Annotated in this window: 14 protein-coding genes; 9 read left to right on the top strand and 5 right to left on the bottom strand. The window is 60.3% G+C overall.

The features are described 5' to 3' along the window. Positions 1-9: 9 nt before the first annotated feature. Entirely contained in the window at positions 10-4974 is a 4965-nt protein-coding gene (locus AC1RAC_RS13820; protein ID WP_492616658.1) for an RHS repeat-associated core domain-containing protein, read from the top strand. Positions 4975-5070: 96 nt separating this feature from the next. Here AC1RAC_RS13820 and AC1RAC_RS13815 read toward each other — a convergent pair whose 3' ends face one another. Continuing rightward, the gene (locus AC1RAC_RS13815) at positions 5071-6570 is read right to left on the bottom strand and encodes a CoA-acylating methylmalonate-semialdehyde dehydrogenase (RefSeq protein WP_054895686.1); all 1500 of its coding nucleotides are present in this window, start codon (positions 6568-6570) and stop codon (positions 5071-5073) included. A 108-nt stretch (positions 6571-6678) separates the two neighbouring features. On the opposite strand from AC1RAC_RS13815, the gene AC1RAC_RS13810 reads away from it, so the two are divergent. The 4 genes from AC1RAC_RS13810 to AC1RAC_RS13795 all read left to right on the top strand — a co-directional run bounded on the left by AC1RAC_RS13810 (position 6679) and on the right by AC1RAC_RS13795 (position 11953). Further along, positions 6679-7620, top strand: a complete 942-nt coding sequence (locus tag AC1RAC_RS13810) for a LysR family transcriptional regulator (RefSeq protein ID WP_057978049.1) — start codon at positions 6679-6681, stop codon at positions 7618-7620. Positions 7621-7900: 280 nt separating this feature from the next. Beyond that, positions 7901-8359 carry a (2Fe-2S)-binding protein gene (locus tag AC1RAC_RS13805; protein ID WP_014718046.1) on the top strand — a complete coding sequence of 153 codons (459 nt, stop codon included), beginning with the start codon at positions 7901-7903 and terminating at the stop codon, positions 8357-8359. After that, complete coding sequence (locus AC1RAC_RS13800) at positions 8359-10596, top strand: xanthine dehydrogenase family protein molybdopterin-binding subunit (RefSeq protein ID WP_054895689.1); 2238 nt, start codon at positions 8359-8361, stop codon at positions 10594-10596. The genes AC1RAC_RS13805 and AC1RAC_RS13800 overlap by 1 nt, the downstream gene beginning before the upstream one ends. A gap of 16 nt (positions 10597-10612) precedes the next feature. After that, positions 10613-11953 (top strand): c-type cytochrome, encoded by a 1341-nt coding sequence (locus AC1RAC_RS13795; protein ID WP_200582927.1) that lies wholly within the window; start codon positions 10613-10615, stop codon positions 11951-11953. Positions 11954-12103: 150 nt separating this feature from the next. Here the strand turns inward: AC1RAC_RS13795 and AC1RAC_RS13790 are convergent, their stop codons facing one another. Together AC1RAC_RS13790 and AC1RAC_RS13785 are read right to left on the bottom strand one after the other, a co-directional pair. Next, the gene (locus AC1RAC_RS13790) at positions 12104-12253 is read right to left on the bottom strand and encodes a hypothetical protein (protein WP_492616657.1); all 150 of its coding nucleotides are present in this window, start codon (positions 12251-12253) and stop codon (positions 12104-12106) included. A 135-nt stretch (positions 12254-12388) separates the two neighbouring features. Beyond that, positions 12389-12832, bottom strand: coding sequence for a DUF421 domain-containing protein (locus AC1RAC_RS13785; protein WP_034127111.1), 444 nt, complete (start codon positions 12830-12832; stop codon positions 12389-12391). A 234-nt stretch (positions 12833-13066) separates the two neighbouring features. On the opposite strand from AC1RAC_RS13785, the gene AC1RAC_RS13780 reads away from it, so the two are divergent. Then, positions 13067-13285 carry a hypothetical protein gene (locus AC1RAC_RS13780; RefSeq protein WP_054895691.1) on the top strand — a complete coding sequence of 73 codons (219 nt, stop codon included), beginning with the start codon at positions 13067-13069 and terminating at the stop codon, positions 13283-13285. 3 nt (positions 13286-13288) lie between these two features. Here AC1RAC_RS13780 and AC1RAC_RS13775 read toward each other — a convergent pair whose 3' ends face one another. Then, the gene (locus AC1RAC_RS13775) at positions 13289-14128 is read right to left on the bottom strand and encodes a DNA/RNA non-specific endonuclease (protein ID WP_089042647.1); all 840 of its coding nucleotides are present in this window, start codon (positions 14126-14128) and stop codon (positions 13289-13291) included. Positions 14129-14395: 267 nt separating this feature from the next. Here AC1RAC_RS13775 and AC1RAC_RS13770 point away from each other — a divergent pair, with 267 nt between their 5' ends. Further along, the gene (locus AC1RAC_RS13770) at positions 14396-14851 is read left to right on the top strand and encodes a GNAT family N-acetyltransferase (RefSeq protein ID WP_054895693.1); all 456 of its coding nucleotides are present in this window, start codon (positions 14396-14398) and stop codon (positions 14849-14851) included. 200 nt (positions 14852-15051) lie between these two features. Further along, on the top strand, positions 15052-15201 hold the full coding sequence (locus AC1RAC_RS13765) for a hypothetical protein (RefSeq protein WP_019821496.1): 150 nt from the start codon (positions 15052-15054) through the stop codon (positions 15199-15201). Positions 15202-15228: 27 nt separating this feature from the next. Here AC1RAC_RS13765 and AC1RAC_RS13760 read toward each other — a convergent pair whose 3' ends face one another. Next, positions 15229-16752: a sensor domain-containing diguanylate cyclase gene (locus AC1RAC_RS13760; RefSeq protein ID WP_127882095.1), complete on the bottom strand. Its 1524-nt coding sequence runs from the start codon at positions 16750-16752 to the stop codon at positions 15229-15231. A 418-nt stretch (positions 16753-17170) separates the two neighbouring features. Between AC1RAC_RS13760 and AC1RAC_RS13755 the strand changes: the two genes are divergently transcribed. Then, the gene (locus tag AC1RAC_RS13755; RefSeq protein ID WP_003190478.1) at positions 17171-17347 is read left to right on the top strand and encodes a con-10 family general stress protein; all 177 of its coding nucleotides are present in this window, start codon (positions 17171-17173) and stop codon (positions 17345-17347) included. Positions 17348-17381 lie beyond the last annotated feature (34 nt).

The raw sequence follows: 17381 nt of genomic DNA, 5'->3' as shown, positions 1-17381 counted from the left end.
GTTTCGGGCATGGACAGCGCTTCTTCAATCCGCTTGAAAACAGGCGGTCTTTACACACAGGCCGGTAATTTCCTGAGTCACGTCAGCAACGGCGTCGATGCTCGCACCGGCCAGCTCACTCTCCACATCGCCCTGCCGGAACTCCAGGCCAATCATCAGTCCGGCCCTTCCGTGTCGTTCAGGTTGCTGTTCAGCCCACTGTCGTCCCACACAGATTTTGGATTCGGGCGTGGCTGGATGCTGGCAATGTCTGAACTGGACTTGCCCGCCGGGCGCTTGCAGTTGACGACGGGAGAAAGCTTCAGCCTCGATCGTCAAGCGACGACATTCGTCGACCAAGGTCAATTGGTATTCATCGACCAGAAGCTATTGAATTTCCGCGTGATTCAGGAAGGACCGGACGGCCGCCGCTTTCGCGTCGAGTACAAAGATGGCGAAACCCAGTGGCTGGTCGTTCAGGGCGACAGCGGCTTGGCCCTGCCCCAGGAAATACGCTCTGCTGAAGGGCGCCAGGTATTTCTGGACTGGTTGCCCCATGGCAGTGGGCGTTATGTCCTCGCTGAAATTCGCGATGAACAGCGCGCGGTGCTGCGAGTTGTTCGGGACACCATCGACGAGTTCCAGATTCAACTTTTTCCAGACGATGCCGCCAAAAGTGTCTACAGGCTACACCTGAGCGGCGACCAACTCAGCACACTGATCCTGCCGGACAACGACAGCCGCTGGACCTTCAGTTATGACGAGCACGACGGATTGCTGTTTCCCGTCAGACTGACTGGCCCCTTGGGCAGCGAGGATGAGGTGTGGTATGCCACCGGTACCGAGGGCCACCAACTTCCACCCGGCGCGCCTTTATCCTCGCTGCCCCGTGTGACAGCGCATCGGCATGATCCTGGGGCGGGTCAACCTGCGAACTCGCGAACCTATACATGGGTGGGCAGCACCAACTTCCTCGGTAACGGCGCCGACCTGCCAGGAGGCTGGCGTGATGGAGAAGACAATCTCTATCGCACCGAGTCATATAGCTATACATGCCTGGAGACGTTGCACAGCGATACCGGGCTAGTGCTGTCAGAAACCGAGCGGACCTGGAACCGATTCCATCTGCTGACACGAGAGCGTGTGCAGCGCAACGGCAAGACAGTGACGACAACCACCGACTATGGTGAGGATCCGACGCTGGGCTGGGAGGCTCAGCCAGCCTGGTGTCAGCTACCCACTCAAGTCACCAAGCGCTACGAAGACGCGCAAGATGCGCGCGAAGAGACCTCTCAAACAACCTACGACAATTACGGTAATACCCTTGAACAGCGCCATGCCGATGGCCGAGTGGAGCAGTGGGTTTATTACCCGTTGGGTGGCACGCAGGATGTTGCCGACACGGAAATGTTTGTCCGCTGGATACAACACCATATCGTGACGCCCGCATCCGTAAACTCTGGCGGAACGGGCGGCGCGCCGATAACGCAAACGCACTACCGATATGAACAGCTGCCGCGACGCCAATCGGATGATCACTTGCAGTGGGTCGTCGTGTCGGAAGAGGCGTTTAGCGTCACCGCAGGTGGCCTGGTTGTGATCGGTCACACCACCCAGTGTTATGACACCGTCATCGACAGTCCTTTCTTCGCCCAGGTGACTCAATCACAGACGCAGATTCAAGGACTCATCACCACCACCGATTACCATCGGACTCTGACCGCCACCGCACTGACGACCCACATTAGGGTTACCGGCCATGACGGTAGCTATACATCAACCGAACACGTCACCCGGGACAGTCTTTTGGGGTTGACGCTAAGCAATCGCGAAGAGGGTTTGGAAACCCTTTATGAATATGACGCCCTGGGTCGTGTCATTCGCAGCACGGTAGCACCCGGCACTGAGTTCGAAGCCAGCGCCACGTGTCGCTATGTGCTCGCGGGCCGCTATCGCCAACACGCCGTCATGGCAGAAGAAACCGATCTGGCAGGCCAGCAAAGACGTATCTATCTCGATGGCGCCGGGCGCCGAGTGCGCGAGGAGCGGCGTGACGACCTGATCACCGGCCAGGTCTTTCGGGAAACCTGGCGAGGCGTTTATAACGTCGAAGGACAGTTGTTACAAGAGACCACTCAGGACTGGTTTGCCGGAAGGGAACAGTCGTTGAGTCTCACCACCAGTTATGAGTTCGATGACTGGGGCCAAGTGAGCACGATCAGATACCCGGACGGCACGCTCGAGCACACTCAAGCCAACCCCATCACACTGACAAGCGACATTTGGCGAGAAAGCCGGGACGGCCTGGTGACTGCGAAAACCCGGATAGTACGCGGCAGTGCCGGCGAGGTGCTCAGCATGACGTCGCTTGCTCGCAACGATGAAATACTGCGCAGTGAAACCTGGACCCACGACGGGCTTCATCGTCCCTTGTCCCATACGGTCAACGTGCCGGGCGAGACCAGTGTGCAGACGCAGACGCACTACGATGTATATGGACGTATTACCCGCCGTCGGTTGGAAGACGGCAGCGAGGTTGAGTGGGCATTCGCCCCGCATAGCGATGCGGATCATCCGGTTAGCATTACGTTGAAACCCATCGGCCTCACACCCTTGCCACTAGGCAAGCAGACCTATGATGGCATCGGTCGTCCAGTCAGCCGCACCATCGGTAGCCGCAAGGAATGTCTCAACTATAACGAGGGTCAGAAGCTGCCCGCCTCTCGAACCAGCAGCAGTGGTCGTTCCATGGCATATGCCTATGAACCGATGCTTGAAAATCAATTGACCCGACTGTCGCCCGGCGATAGTCAGGACAGCACTTTTCAATACGACTTCAAGTCCGGCCAGATAACACAAGCACAGAGCCCCTTCGGCACATTGACTTGGCAGTACTCCAATAACGGGCGCTTATTGTCCGAACAGTTGTGCCTGGACGGTCAAGTGCATAGCACGGATTGGACGCACTCATTGGAGGGACGGCACGTGTCGTTTACGGATTCCAACGGCGCAGAACACCAAACGTTCTATGACGTTTACGGCCGTCCGGAGCGCCAGGTACTGGGAGCTGTTGAACTGCAAATTACCTACGACACATTCGGCCGCGTCAGCCAATACATCACACAAGGCCCTACCCAGTCTCTCAAACAGATCCTCCACTATGATGAGTTTGAACGGGAAGTTTCACGTACCTGGGTCGGCGATAACCATCGTCAACTGACCCAGACTTTGACGTGGACAGGGCGCGACCAACTGGCGAGCCGCCGTTGGCAGGAAGAAAACCACCTGCTGAGCGAAGAGGTATTTCAATATGACGCGCGTGCAAGGCTGGTAGAAGTATCGGTGACTGGCCCTGAGGGCCCCGAAGATCCGCGCACCGGCCAGCCTATAAGCCAGCAAACGTTCACGTTTAACGCCCTGGACGGCTACGAACAAGTCACCACGACCTACACGGACGGCAATTGCGATGTCATGGTGTTCACCTACGACTGCGCCGCCCCCGACCGCCCCATTACCATCACACATACCTACCCTGCCCCCCAGACACTGACATTGGAGTACGACGCCGATGGGCGTCTGGTACGCGACGGTCTTGGCCGCGAGCTGAAATGGGACGCAGAGGGGCGACTCAGCGCAGTGATCAGCGGCAACGGTCAATACGATTATCAATACGACCCGCTGGGCAGAGCCACGCAAACTACACAGAATGGGGTTAAGACGCTCTGGTTCTATCAGGGTGATCGGCTGATCAGTACACGCGGCTCCCGGTCGGACGACGCATTATCGTTACTACGCGACGACACCTTCGTGTTTGCCCAGAATACGATGGCCCAGGCTGTACGCGAGGTCTTGCTGACAGGCTGCGATGGTCAAGGCACGGTGCAGGTTGAAAACGATCAGCAGATCCGCCGCGTGCGCTACACCGCCCATGGGGCGGACATGGGCAGCGGAAAAAGCCGCCTAGGCTACGCCGGAGAGCCCCGTGGACTGGTAGAAGGTGGCTATTTGCTGGGCAGCTATCGACCCTACGACCCTCACCTTATGATGTTCTTGGCACCCGACAATGAAAGTCCATTCGGTAGGGGTGGACTCAACCGTTACGCTTATTGCGCCGGTGACCCGCTCAACCGAGTCGACCCGGATGGGCATAGCTTCTGGAAATGGTTCTTGGCTGGCGCAGGGTTGTTGATAGGCGTACTAGCGACGGCCGCCTCATTCGGAACAGCGGCGCCCGTCGTTGCCGGAGTAATGGCGGGTGGGCTGGCGGCACTCACGACAAGTGGCGCATTGGCGGTAACGTCAATGGCACTGGGAGTGGTAGCGACCACCACCGGTGTCGCTTCGTTTCTACTGGAGGCTTCGGGTAATTCCGAAGCCGCGTCCATACTGGGTGCACTGTCCTTTGCCACAGGAATAGCCTCAGGCGTCACCGCATTGGCGCCTCTCGCCTGGAAAGCCGCAGCGAAACTGGGTCAATTTGTGGGTCGTTGGCAGCAAAACCTGCAGTCAGCAGGAGGGGTACCCAGGTTGGAAGTGCAAGGAGGAGCGCTGAGGGGCGGACCGAATGCTACCTTGAGCGGCATGCCGGAACATGTGCTGGAAAATATTTTCAATCAATTGCCCGGCAGAGCCTTGGCCAACTTGTCTGCTACTTCACGCCAAATGAATCAGGCAGTGGTCACTCACTCTCGCCCTGCACTACACGCCTTACCGGTAGCACCAGAACGTGCTCCCAACTATATCAGTGCGGTGAGGCGAATCTGGGCCGGGAACGAGCCCGGTGTTTTACCATCAAGTCTTCGTCGGCAGGGCATCAATCCTCGAGCTGTCCTCGAGGCAGTTGCGCCTACCCCTGATGAAATCAGAAACGGGTACCTTTCTGCGGGACAGATTCGTGACATGCTTTACTTAGATATTCTTGACAGACAAAGTTCGTGGTACTTGATCGAGCGTACCGCACGCCAGCAATCAGGAGGGCGACGTTACAGCCTATGACCAATGGTAAGGCTAGGCTGTAACATCTTGCCTGCTTGTGCAAGGAGCGCCCGGAAACGGGCGCCAAGGTAAATTTCAGTAATTTGGCTGTACCGATTATCTCGACACCGGCATCGCAAACTCCGCGCCCTGCTCGATGCTCTCCGACCAGCGCTGCATGATCGACTTCTGCTTGGTGTAAAAACGTACACCCTCGGTGCCGTAGGCATGCATGTCGCCGAACAGGCTCTTCTTCCAGCCACCAAACCCGTGCCAGGCCATAGGCACCGGGATCGGCACGTTGATACCGACCATGCCCACTTCGATGCGCCGCGCAAACTCACGAGCAATGTTGCCATCGCGGGTGAAGCAGCTGACGCCGTTGCCGAACTCGTGGTCGTTGACCAGCTTCACTGCCTCGGCAAAATCGTTGACCCGTACACAGGCCAGCACCGGGCCGAAGATTTCTTCGCGGTAGATGCTCATGTCCTGGGTTACGTGGTCGAACAAGGTCGCGCCGAGCCAGAAGCCATTTTCCAGGCCGGGCTCGGTGGGCACGTAGTCACGGCCATCGAGCAGCAACTGCGCGCCCGCTTGTACACCCTGCTCAATGTAGCCACTAATGCGTTCCAGCGCGGCCCGCGACACGATCGGGCCCATCTCGGCTTTGAGATCGCGGCCATCGGTGATGCGCAGCAATTTGGCGCGTTCGGTCAAGGCGGCAATGACTTTGTCACCCACGTCGCCTACCAGCACCGCCACCGAGATCGCCATGCAGCGCTCGCCGGCACTGCCGTAGGCGGCGCCCATCAGCGCGTCCACGGTGCGTTCGATATCGGCGTCGGGCATCACCACCATATGGTTTTTCGCCCCGCCCAGGCCTTGCACTCGCTTGCCGTTGCGGGCGCCGCTCTCGTAGATGTACTGGGCAATCGGCGTGGAGCCGACGAAGCTCACGGCCTTGACGTCCGGGTGTTCGATCAGCGCGTCCACCGACTCTTTATCCCCCTGCACCACGTTGAACACACCTTTGGGCAGGCCGGCTTCATGCAGCAGCTCGGCCATGAACAGCGACGCGCTTGGGTCAGTCGGGCTGGGCTTGAGGATAAAGGTGTTACCCGCCGCAATGGCGATGGGGTACATCCACATCGGTACCATCACCGGGAAGTTGAACGGCGTCACGCCGGCGACCACGCCCAACGGCTGGCGCATCGTCCAGTTGTCCATGCCACGGGAGACCTGGTCGGAGTGTTCGCCCTTGAGCAGGTTGGGAATGCCGCAGGCAAATTCGAGAATGTCGATGCCACGGTCGACTTCGCCCTGGGCATCGGTGAATACCTTGCCGTGCTCGGCGACGATGATGCGCGCCAGGTCGTCCTTGCGTTCGCGCAGCAGATGCAGGTATTCGAACAACACGCGGGCGCGACGGATCGGCGGGGTGTCGGCCCAGCCGGCAAACGCGGCCTGGGCGGCGGCGACGGCTTCGGCCACGGTCTGGCGGCTGGCCAGGGCCACACGGGCGGTGACTTCACCGGTGGCCGGGTTGTAGACGTCCTGATAACGGTCATCGCGGCTGACGCGCTGGTCGTTGATGTAGTGCTCGATGGTTGCAGTCATGGCAGTCGATCCAGGTGGGTAGCGTTGGTCCACACGATAGGCTTTCACTTTGTTCCGAACCAGAGCAGAATCCAGAACTTATTGTCCTTATATGCGAACAATACACCCATGGAAAAGGCTGAGATCGAAGGGCTGTGGACCCACATTCACTGGCTGTCAGTGCTGGAGGAACAAGGCACCTACACCGCCGCCGCCGCGCGCCTGGGGGTGAGCAAGTCAGCGGTGAGCCAGCGCATTTCCGACCTGGAAAAGGCCACCGGCACGCGGCTGGTGACGCGCACCACCCGCAGCGTGCGGCTGACCGATGCAGGGCTGTCATTGGCCCGCGAAGTGCGCAGCGCCTATGCGCAGATCGCCCGCAGTTTTTCCTCGGTGCGCGACTCGGTCGGGGAAATACGCGGGCTGGTGCGCCTGACCGCCCCCGTGGCCTTCGCCCGGCAACAACTGGTGCCGCACCTGTCCGGCTTTTTGCAGCAGTACCCCCAGGTGCGTATTCAACTGGACGTCTCCGATGCCTTGAGCTCACTGGCCGCCGAGGGTTACGACCTGGCGGTGCGCCACGGCTTCCAGGTGCCCGAAACCCACGTGGCGTGGAAACTGTGCGACACCAACTCGGTACTGGTCGCCACCCATGATTACCTGCAACACCACGGTGAACCCCGCGAGCCGGGCGACCTGTCGGCCCACAACTGCCTGTTTTACCCACGCGGCACCGACCAGCCCGCCTGGACCTTCGAACGCGGCAGCCAACCCCTCGAGCGCCTCACCGTGCCCATCGCCGGCAGCTTCGCCACCAATAACAGCGAAGCCTTGCGCGACGCCGCACTCAACCACCTGGGCATCGCCCTGCTCCCGGACTTCAGCGCCCAGGCGGCGCTGGCCGCTGGCAAAGTGGTGCAGGTATTGAAGGACTGGACACTCAAAGGCGCGTTTGCCGATGAGATTTACCTCATTCGGCCCTACTCGCCCCATGTGCCCAAGTCGGTGACCGTATTGGTAGGGTATTTGAAGGAAAAGCTGTCAGGCGGGTTTCAATTTGGTGGCTGCTGATGAAGGCTCTTGTAGGAGCGAGCTTGCTCGCGAAAAAACCGAGAACCCCGCGTTAAACCTGATAGCGCGCGTTATCGTTGGCGATCTTCGCGAGCAAGCTCGCTCCTACAGAGGACAGTGACCCAATCCTGTTGAATTCTTGCCTGATCCTCTGAACTTGAGGGCAATCGGATAGATAGCCCTTGCGCGTTGGTCTAGAGTTCGACGATGGGCGACTTCCATTCGCACCGCTCCTATAAGAACTCAGCACCACCAACCGATGATCAGCAGGTGAGCCCGCATGGAATTACGTATCAACCAAAAGGCCTATCAGGTCGATGCCGAAGCCGACACCCCGTTATTGTGGGTGATCCGTGACAACCTGGGCATGACCGGCACCAAATACGGCTGCGGCCTGGCCCAGTGCGGCGCCTGTTCGGTGCTGGTGGACGGCAACGTGGTGCGCGCCTGCGTGACGCCCGTGGCCGGCGTGGTCGGTCGCGAGATCACCACCATCGAGGCCGTGGAGGCCGATGACGTGGGCAAGCGTGTGGTGGCGGCCTGGGTCGAACATCAAGTAGCGCAATGCGGTTACTGCCAGTCCGGGCAGGTGATGGCGGCCACCGCGCTGCTCAAACATACCCCCGCGCCGACCAAGGCGCAGATCGACGCGGCGATGGTCAACCTCTGCCGTTGCGGCACCTACAACGCGATCCATGCCGCCATGGATGCCTTGGCCGCCGGGAAGGAGACCGCCTGATGAACACCACCGAGATCATTCCCGGCGTTACCCTGGGCGAACCGATCAACCTGTCCCGTCGCCGCTTCCTGGCCAGCACCGCGGTGGGCGCGCTGGTGATCGGCTTCGGCTTGCCGCTGGGCACCTCCCGCGTGCAAGCCGCGACCGGCGCGGCCGCTGAGCGTGGAACCCAGGTACCCGCCTTCCTGGAAATTCGCCCTGACGGCAGCGTGCGCCTGCTCAGCCCTTTCATGGAAGGCGGCCAAGGCACCCACACTGCCATGGCGCAGATCGTCGGTGAAGAATTGGATGCCGACCCGGCCACGTTCATCGTCGAAGCGGCCCCGCCCGGCGAAGCCTACGTGGTGATGGAAAATGGCATGCGCATCACCGGCGGCAGCATGTCGGTGCGCATGAGCTACCCGACCATGCGGCGCCTCGGCGCCCTCGCCCGCGCGATGCTGATGCAGGCCGGCGCCGAGCAACTGCGCGTACCGCTCAGCGAGCTGACCACACAGCCCGGTCGCGTGGTGCACGCCGCTTCCGGTCGCTCCCTGGGCTACGGCGAATTGGCAGGTGCCGCCCTGGATATGCCGGTGCCCGACCCGGCCAGCATCACCCTGCGCGACCCGAGCCAGTTCCGCTGGATCGGCAAGCCGGTCAAGCGCCTGGATGCCTATGACAAATCCACCGGCAAGGCGCAGTACACCATCGACCTGAAAATCGACGGCATGCTCCATGCCGCCGTCCAGCATGCGCCACGCCTGGGCATGACCGTGGGCAGCCTGCGCAACCAGGCGCAGGTGCAAGCCATGAAAGGCGTGCATTCGGTTCACACCCTGCCCGGCGCCGTAGCTGTGGTAGCTGAACGTTGGTGGCATGCCAAGCGGGCCGTCGAAGCCATCCAGGTGGAGTGGCTTGAAGCCGCCGCCGACTCCACCGTGCGGGCCATGCCAGCGGATTTCTCCAGCGACAAGTACCGCGACTTCCTCGCCGCCCAGCAGGGCCCGGCCCGCGATGACGAAAACGAAGGCGATGTGGCCGGTGCACTGGCCAGCGCCAAGACCCGCGTCGAAGCCACCTACCACAACCAGTACCTCAACCATGCCCAGTTGGAACCGCCTTCAGCCCTGGCACGCTTTAACCCCGACGGCACGCTGGAGGTGTGGCTGCCTAACCAGGCGCCGGATATGTTCCGTGCCGACATTGCCAAGCGCACCGGTCTGAGCATTGAGCAAGTCACCCTGCACTCGCCGCTGCTGGGCGGTTTTTTCGGCCGGCATTTCCTGTATGACTCGGCAAATCCTTACCCGCAGGCCATTGCGCTGGCCAAGGCGGTGGGCCGGCCGATCAAACTGATCTGGAGCCGTGAAGAAGAGTTCGTGCGCGATGTATTGCGCCCGGTCGCCGTGGTCAAGTTCCGCGCCGCGCTGGATGACAAAGGCCTGCCCGTAGCCATCGAAGCGGTCAGCGCCACCGAAGGCCCCACCGAAGCCATCGCCGGCAAACAGGGCGACGCCATCGACCCTACTGCCCTGGAAGGGTTGTCGGGCAAGAGCTACGCAATACCCAACAAACGCATCGCACAGATTTACGTCAAAGGCCCGGCCATGCTCGGTTATTGGCGCTCGGTGGGTAACTCGCTCAATGACTTTTTCTACGAAGCCTTCCTGGACGAACTGGCCGACAAAGGCGGCCATGATCCCTATGAACTGCGCCTGCACCTGCTGCGCGACAACCCGCGCCTGACCACCCTGCTGCAAGCGGCCGCCGAGCTGTCTGGCGGTTGGAAGCGTGGGCCCTACACCGCCGAAGACGGCACCCGCCGTGCACGCGGCGTAGCCATGGCCTCGCCGTTTGGCTCCCATGCAGCGGTGGTGGCTGAGGTGTCGATCGAGAACGGCCAGGTCAAGGTTCATCACATCTGGGAAGCGATTGACCCGGGCAGCATCGTCAACCCGGCGATTGTGCAAGCGCAAGTCAACGGTGCCGTGGCCTTGGGACTGTCGCAAACCTTGTTGGAGGAAGCGGTATACGTGGATGGCAAGCCAAGGGCGCGCAACTACGACCTTTATCCGGTGCTGCCGCCTTCGCGTATGGCGCAGGTACACGTGAAGATCGTCGAAAGCGGAGAAAAAATGGGCGGTATCGGCGAACCGCCGTTGCCGGCTGTGGCCCCGGCCGTGGCGAATGCCGTGGCGCAGCTGACCGGCCAACGCATCCGCAGTCTGCCTTTGAGCCGTTACACCTTCAGCTAACCGACAGGGAATGCCCATGAATAACCGCCGATTCGCAAGAACCGCAGGGTGGCTGGTGCTGCCCTGCGTGGTCGCCGCCGGCCTGCTGGCCTGGTACGTCACCCGCGAGCCTGCCTCGCCTTTTGAACAGCAACAGGCCACGAGTTTCGACCCCGCCTTGGTCAGTCGCGGCGAATACGTCGCGCGAGTGAGTGACTGCGTGGCCTGCCATAGCTTGGCCGGCAAGCAGCCATTCGCTGGTGGCCTGGAAATGGCCACACCGCTGGGGGCGATCCACGCCACCAACATCACCCCCGACCGCGAGCATGGTATCGGCACCTATAGCCTGGCCGACTTCGACCGCGCCGTACGCCACGGCGTAGCACCGGGTGGGCGACGACTCTATCCGGCCATGCCCTACCCGTCTTATGTGAAGCTCAGCGACGATGACATCCAGGCGCTGTACGCGTTTTTCATGAAAGGCGTGCAACCGGCCAACCAGCCTAATATCCCCAGCGACATTCCCTGGCCGCTCAACCTGCGTTGGCCCATCGCCCTGTGGAACGGTGTGTTTGCACCGACCGCGACCTATGCCGCCAAGCCCGGCCAGGACGCACTGTGGAACCGGGGCGCCTATATCGTCCAAGGCCCCGGCCACTGCGGCAGTTGCCACACGCCACGGGGGCTGGCGTTCAACGAAAAGGCCCTGGACGAATCCGGCGCGCCGTTCCTGGCCGGTGCCCTGCTCGACGGCTGGTACGCCCCCAGCCTGCGCCAGGACCACAACACCGGCCTGGGGCGCTGGAGTGAGGAACAGATCGTGCAGTTCCTCAAGACCGGTCGCAACCAGCATGCCGTGGTCTATGGCTCGATGACCGAAGCCTTCAACAACTCCACGCAGTTCATGCAGGACGATGACCTGGCCGCAATCGCTCGCTACCTCAAGTCACTGCCCGGCGACCCCCAGCGTGACGGCAGCCCCTGGCAATATCAGCCGGTAACGGCGCGCTCGGATGTCCCCGGTGCTCACACGTACGCCACCCGCTGTGCCTCCTGCCATGGGCTCGACGGCAAAGGCCAGCCCGACTGGATGCCGCCTCTGGCCGGCGCTACCTCGGCCCTGGCCAAGGAAAATGCGTCCGCGATCAACATCACGCTCAATGGCTCACAGCGCGTGATCACCGCCGGCCTGCCGGATGCCTACCGCATGCCAGCGTTCCGGGAGCAATTGTCCGACTCGGAAATCGCCGACGTGCTGAGCTACGTGCGCGGTACCTGGGGCAACCACGGCGGTGCGGTCGATGCGAAGGCCGTGGGCAAGTTGCGTGGGCATACCGACCCGGCGAGCAGTAGCCCGATCATCCTGCATATGCGCTGATCGGTCGCGATCAACTGTGGGAGCTGGCTTGCCTGCGAATGCATCGACTCGGTTTTCCTGATGAACCGAGGTGTTTGCATCGCAGGCAAGCCAGCTCGCACATTTGGGCGATGAGCATTCAGGTAGATAAGCGTCGGCTACAAGGCCGCGCTATTTGTTTTCGTCCGCCTTGCCTTCCTGCATCTGCACCGACGACTCGGTGCCACTGTTGTTGTCTTTAGTGGCGTTGTCGGCGTTGTCAAAACAGCCGTGCAGCATGAATGCGCTGCACAGGCCCAGGCACATATAAAGCTTCTTCATGAAGGTTCACCTGCTGGCGAGTGAGTGATATCCGCGTGACGACAGCAACATTCGTCCGCCCATGATCTATCTGTCTGGTACAGAGGCGCGTGCGTTCAAAAAACAGACCCTTGGCTGACGAATGGGGGCCGCGTATCAATCAAACGGGATCACCGAGATCTTGCCGTTGCGCTCAAGAATCGCGAAGCGGATCTGCTTGAGCTCGACAAGCCCTTGGGTGGACCGGGCCGCCTCAAGAATGTCACCCTCGTCCAGCCGCGCATGCTTGAGCCGTTTATGCAGCACCTGGCCCTGCTCGACCAGCACCGTCGGCCCGCCATCGAGCACCCGCGCGAACCAGGCTGAACGCTGCTTGGCCAGCGAGAAGCCAATGTCGATGGCAATCAGGGTAGCGATGACCAGCACGGCGTTGGTCATTGAGAAATCTTCGCCCAGCAACGCCTGCTGGGTGGCTTCGCCGATGACCATCAACAAAACCAGGTCAAAGGTGGTGAGCTCGGCCAGCGTGCGCCTGCCGGCAACTTTGAACAGCACCAGCAGCACCAGGTAAATCGCCACAGCCCGCAGTACAGAGTCCATGGTTGCCCCTCGGATCATTGAATGGGAAACGACCGATTCATACGGATTAGGTGACCACCGCGCCGCGGTGGTTCATTCTTTCGACACATCTCGACCACCATCTAAAAAGATGATGGTTTCAGCGCAACTGAATCGTTGAAATGATCGAAATTTCGGCAGTAACCCAGTTGATACCGGGGCGTTGCCAGCGGGTCACAGCTCTATATCGATCACGCTGAAGAAGGAATCCCTGTCATGAACGACTCACAACGCGCGTGGGAACTGGCTATGGTGCTGATTGCCAACGGTCGGATCCCCTTCGACCCCGCCAACCCGAGTGGGTCGGTGAAAATCCTTTCCAAGCATTTGCAAGCGCTCGAAGACGCACTGCGTGAACAGGCCACAGACGTCGCCACGCATGAGCGCCTGGGCAAGAACAACAGCCGCAGGCCCTCGTTGGTGTGTGCCGACTAGGCGTCAGGCTTTGGTTCGGCTACAGCCGATCCGACTCGGCAACTGACCCTGCCTGGCCTTCAGCGTGGCTTGCATCGCTTGCGGCAAGGTGCTCCAGAACGTCAGCCCCGAGCGCTCTTCGATGTGATCCACGGTGACCTGATAATCGCAGAAGTCTGCGCCTTTGGGGGTTTCCTGGTTCATCACGAATGAGGCGTACACACCCGTTTCCGGCGAACTGCCGACCACGATGATTTTCCAATAGCCACTCGGGATGGTGTGTACTTTGTTCGTACCCGGCAACGAGCCCACAAAATGCTCATACAGCGGCCCGGTGGCCACATACACCTGATCGACGCCTGGCTCCTTGCTGAGAGTGCGCTCCTGGTCTTCCAGGCGCGCCCACGGCCCCTGGTTGAGTTCGGCTTTTTGCGGGGTAATGTTCGACAGGTAGTTGAGCGTTTGCCAGTCGGCCACCCCGGCCATTGACGCCAGGTTGGCCTGATGCCCACGGTCGATTTTGAGCGCGACGTTGGCACCGTTGTAATCCACCGGGTCCAGGGTCTCCCCGGCTGGAATATCCGGGTCGGTGCGCCAGTCACGGGAACGCCCGCTGGCCGCGGTGGCTTTAGTGATCTTGTAGGACACCCAATTGGCAAACTTGGTCGAACCGTTGTTGTTCAACGTGTAGGCCTGGCGGTTCAACGTCACTGGGCTGCCGCCGGTGGGGCAGCCAACCGCGCAGTTATCGAACTGCAAGGGTGGCGCAGGGAGGACGGCGGACTGGCGTGTGGGCGTGGTACAGGCGGCCATCAACGGGATCAACGAAAACGCCAGGTACTTGAGCGATGTGCTTCCTTGCATGGTGTTACTCCTTGGGATGAATCTGTTAAAAGACTGAATGGCCTCGGCCGATGCGCTTCCTGCGCAAGTCGAGATAACCATTGGAACACATAAACATTTCTAAACAACGACTGCAATCAGGCCAACAAACGTAACCCCTTCGCGCCCCATAACTGTGCTATCCATAACGCCGCCCTCTAGCGGGCGATAGCATAGCGTCATCAATGCACAAGGGACTGTCATCAAGCACGTGGGGGCAAATGTTTAAACAGAGGATGCTCCACGACCATGGCTGAATACCTTCTGCCTCCCGCTGCTCCACACTGGCTGATCCGCCAAGCCATCCCCGACGATGTGCATGCCTTGGTCGCACTGGATGCCTACGCAACCGAGCATGCCAGCCGTCGTGTGTTTATCTATGATGCCGTGGTTCGCCAGCAATGCCTGGTAGCCGCCAACGCTAACGTGTGCGCCGGCTACCTGGTGCTCACCCACGATTTTTTCAACCATGGGTTTATAGCGCTGGTGGTGGTTTCACCGCTGTATCAACGCAAAGGCGTCGCCCTTCGTCTGCTGGCAGCGGCCGAAGCGGCCTGCAAGACGCCCAAGCTGTTCGCGTCGACCAATGCCTCCAACGGCGCGTCCCAGGCCCTGCTGACGAAAGCCGGCTTTATTCCCAGCGGGCAGATCGAGAATCTGGACGATAACGACCCTGAACGTGTGTACGTCAGGTTCATTCGCTGACGATACCTTTTGTAGGAGCGAGCTTGCTCGCGAAACACTCACAGGCGCCGCGCTTATTCAGGGAGCACGCGTTATCGTTGAGGTTTTTCGCGAGCAAGCTCGCTCCTACAGAAAGCAGAACGCCATCTGCGCTACGCGGGAACCTTTTCTCGAACGCACAATCTGTGGTTCACCCTTTTGAACCGATTGAGACCCTGCGCATGCTTGTGAAAAAAGCCGTCCTCTGCCTGGCACTGCTAAGTGCCGGCTTCATCGCAGGCTATGCGGCCAAACCCACCCCGCAGCTGCAAGTCACCGCTGGCCAACTGATGGAGTGCGGCGAACTCATGATCCCGACGCTGGGGATGTGAGCCGCGCATACCCAGGTAAAAGCCGTTTCAGCCGCCCGAAGTCACGTCCGCAGGGTGCACGTTGAACCCATTGCGCCCCGCCGCCTTCGCACCGTAAAGCGCTGCATCGGCCGCCTCGACCAAACCCAACACCGGCTCCAGCCGTGAGCCCAGGCCCGTCGCAACGCCGATACTCACACTCACGCGCCCGAAGGGGCTGCCTGGGTGTGTGATGTTCTCCTGCTGTAGGCGCGAAAGAATGCGTTGCGCGACCACCGCAGCGCCTGCACTGTCAGTCGCGGGCATGATGACCGCCATTTCTTCTCCGCCATAGCGCGCCACCAGGTCCGAGGGCCGCCGCACGCACGTTTCCAATAACGTGCTGACCGCCTGCAAGCAAGCATCTCCCGCGACGTGACCAAAGGCATCGTTGAAGCGTTTGAAATGGTCGATATCGATCATCAGCAATGCCAGTGACGTACCCTCGCGCTGCGCCCGGCGCGCTTCCACCGCCAGCGTTTCGTCAAAACAGCGGCGGTTGGCGAGGCCGGTCAGCGCATCCTTTTTCGCTAATAGCGCCAATTGCCGATTGGAGTCGAGCAACTGTTGCTGGGCGACACGCAACGCCTCTTCCGCCGCCGTACGCCTGCGGATATCCAGGATCAGAAACCAGCCGATCAGCCCCGTCAGCCCCAACAGCCCCACCACCACGACCGCTGACAGTGCCGCCTCGATGCGCCACGCCGCAAGGGCTTCGTGCTTGCCCAACGCGACCGTGGTGATCAGCGGCAGGGTTTCGCTCTTGCGAAAGGCATAGAGCCGCTCTACGCCGTCCAGGCTGGAGGTATAGGCCGCAGTGCCCACAGGCTGGTCGACCAGGTACTTGGAATAAATAGGCGAGGTGGAAAAGTTGCGGCCCATGTCCTGCTCGCGGAAGGGGTAACGCACCAGCAACGTGCCGTCGGCGTAGGACAGGCCGATGGCGCCCTCCTGGCCCACATCGAGTTTACCGAATACCCGCAGAAAGTTTTCCACCCCCAGGGTCACAGCGACCACGCCAGCGAAGTTGCCGGCCGCGTCGTTGAAACGGCGGCTGATGGTCACCACCCATTCATGGTTGGCGCGGCTTTGAATCGGCGGGCCAATAAAAGGTTCAGCGCTCGGATCGTCGCGATGGTGGATGAAATAGGCCCGATCACTGCTATTGGCGCCCTCCGGAATCGCACGATTGGAAGACAGCAGCCACCGGCCCTGATGATCATAAATGGTGATGCCGCTGAGCTGCGGCATCAGCGGCTGCTGTAGGTTGATCAGCGTGCTGATTCGCTGGATTTGCACCGGCCCACTGCCTTCGGTTTCCAGGCGCTCAACCAGCCCCAGCAACAGCAACGAGCTTTGCCGCACGATGCCTTCGGTATAGGTGTTAAGGGCCTGGGTCAGGTTCAAGCCATGCACATCCACTTCCGCCAGCGCACGGTCGCGGGAAGACAGGACTTTCCAAATCGTCAGCGAAGTCAGGGAACAGCCGATCACCAACAGCAACAGCATCACAAGACGGGTATCACGCTTCACGTCAGCACCTTAAGGAAGTCCGGTTTCCGTTCCAGCCATCATTCGAACGTCGGTACTCACAGGGGCAACCGGTTCCAGAGTGCCAGCATACAAGCAGTCTGTGCGGGCTGCAGCAACAGAGTGTGCGGCTGAGCGCCGGCCAGAGTAGCCAGCGCCTTTAATGACCACTATCAAACAGGGTATTGAATGCTAAACCAATCGTTAAGGTCGCCATTAATTCAATATCAATCGACGCGACAAAACTTATACGAAGCGGCACTTCTTGAGCCTAGCTGTACAAGTTTCATCTACCACTCTACCGTTCATCGCCCTTTTTAAAAAATTTCAAAACATCTGCGCACTTGCCCCTATCAGAAAAGATGTCCGTTGCATAAACGGGCAACTAGCGAAACGACATTTCAAAACTGGGAGTATTGTTATGACGACGAGCAATAAAAACCCTGGAAACTTTGCCAATGATCGCGAAAAAGCATCACAGGCGGGAAAGAAAGGTGGACAGGCCTCTGGCGGCAACTTCGCCAACGACCGCGAGAAAGCCTCGGAAGCCGGGCGTAAAGGCGGCCAGAACAGTCATGGTGGTGGACGTAAGTCCTGACCACACGGGCAGTACCGCTGTTCCGTTCGTTAAC

The sequence above is a fragment of the Pseudomonas sp. GW823-FHT02F05 genome (assembly GCF_058797315.1).
The sequence above is the reverse complement of the archived record's forward strand: the minus strand, read 5'-3'. Positions and strand labels throughout refer to the sequence as shown.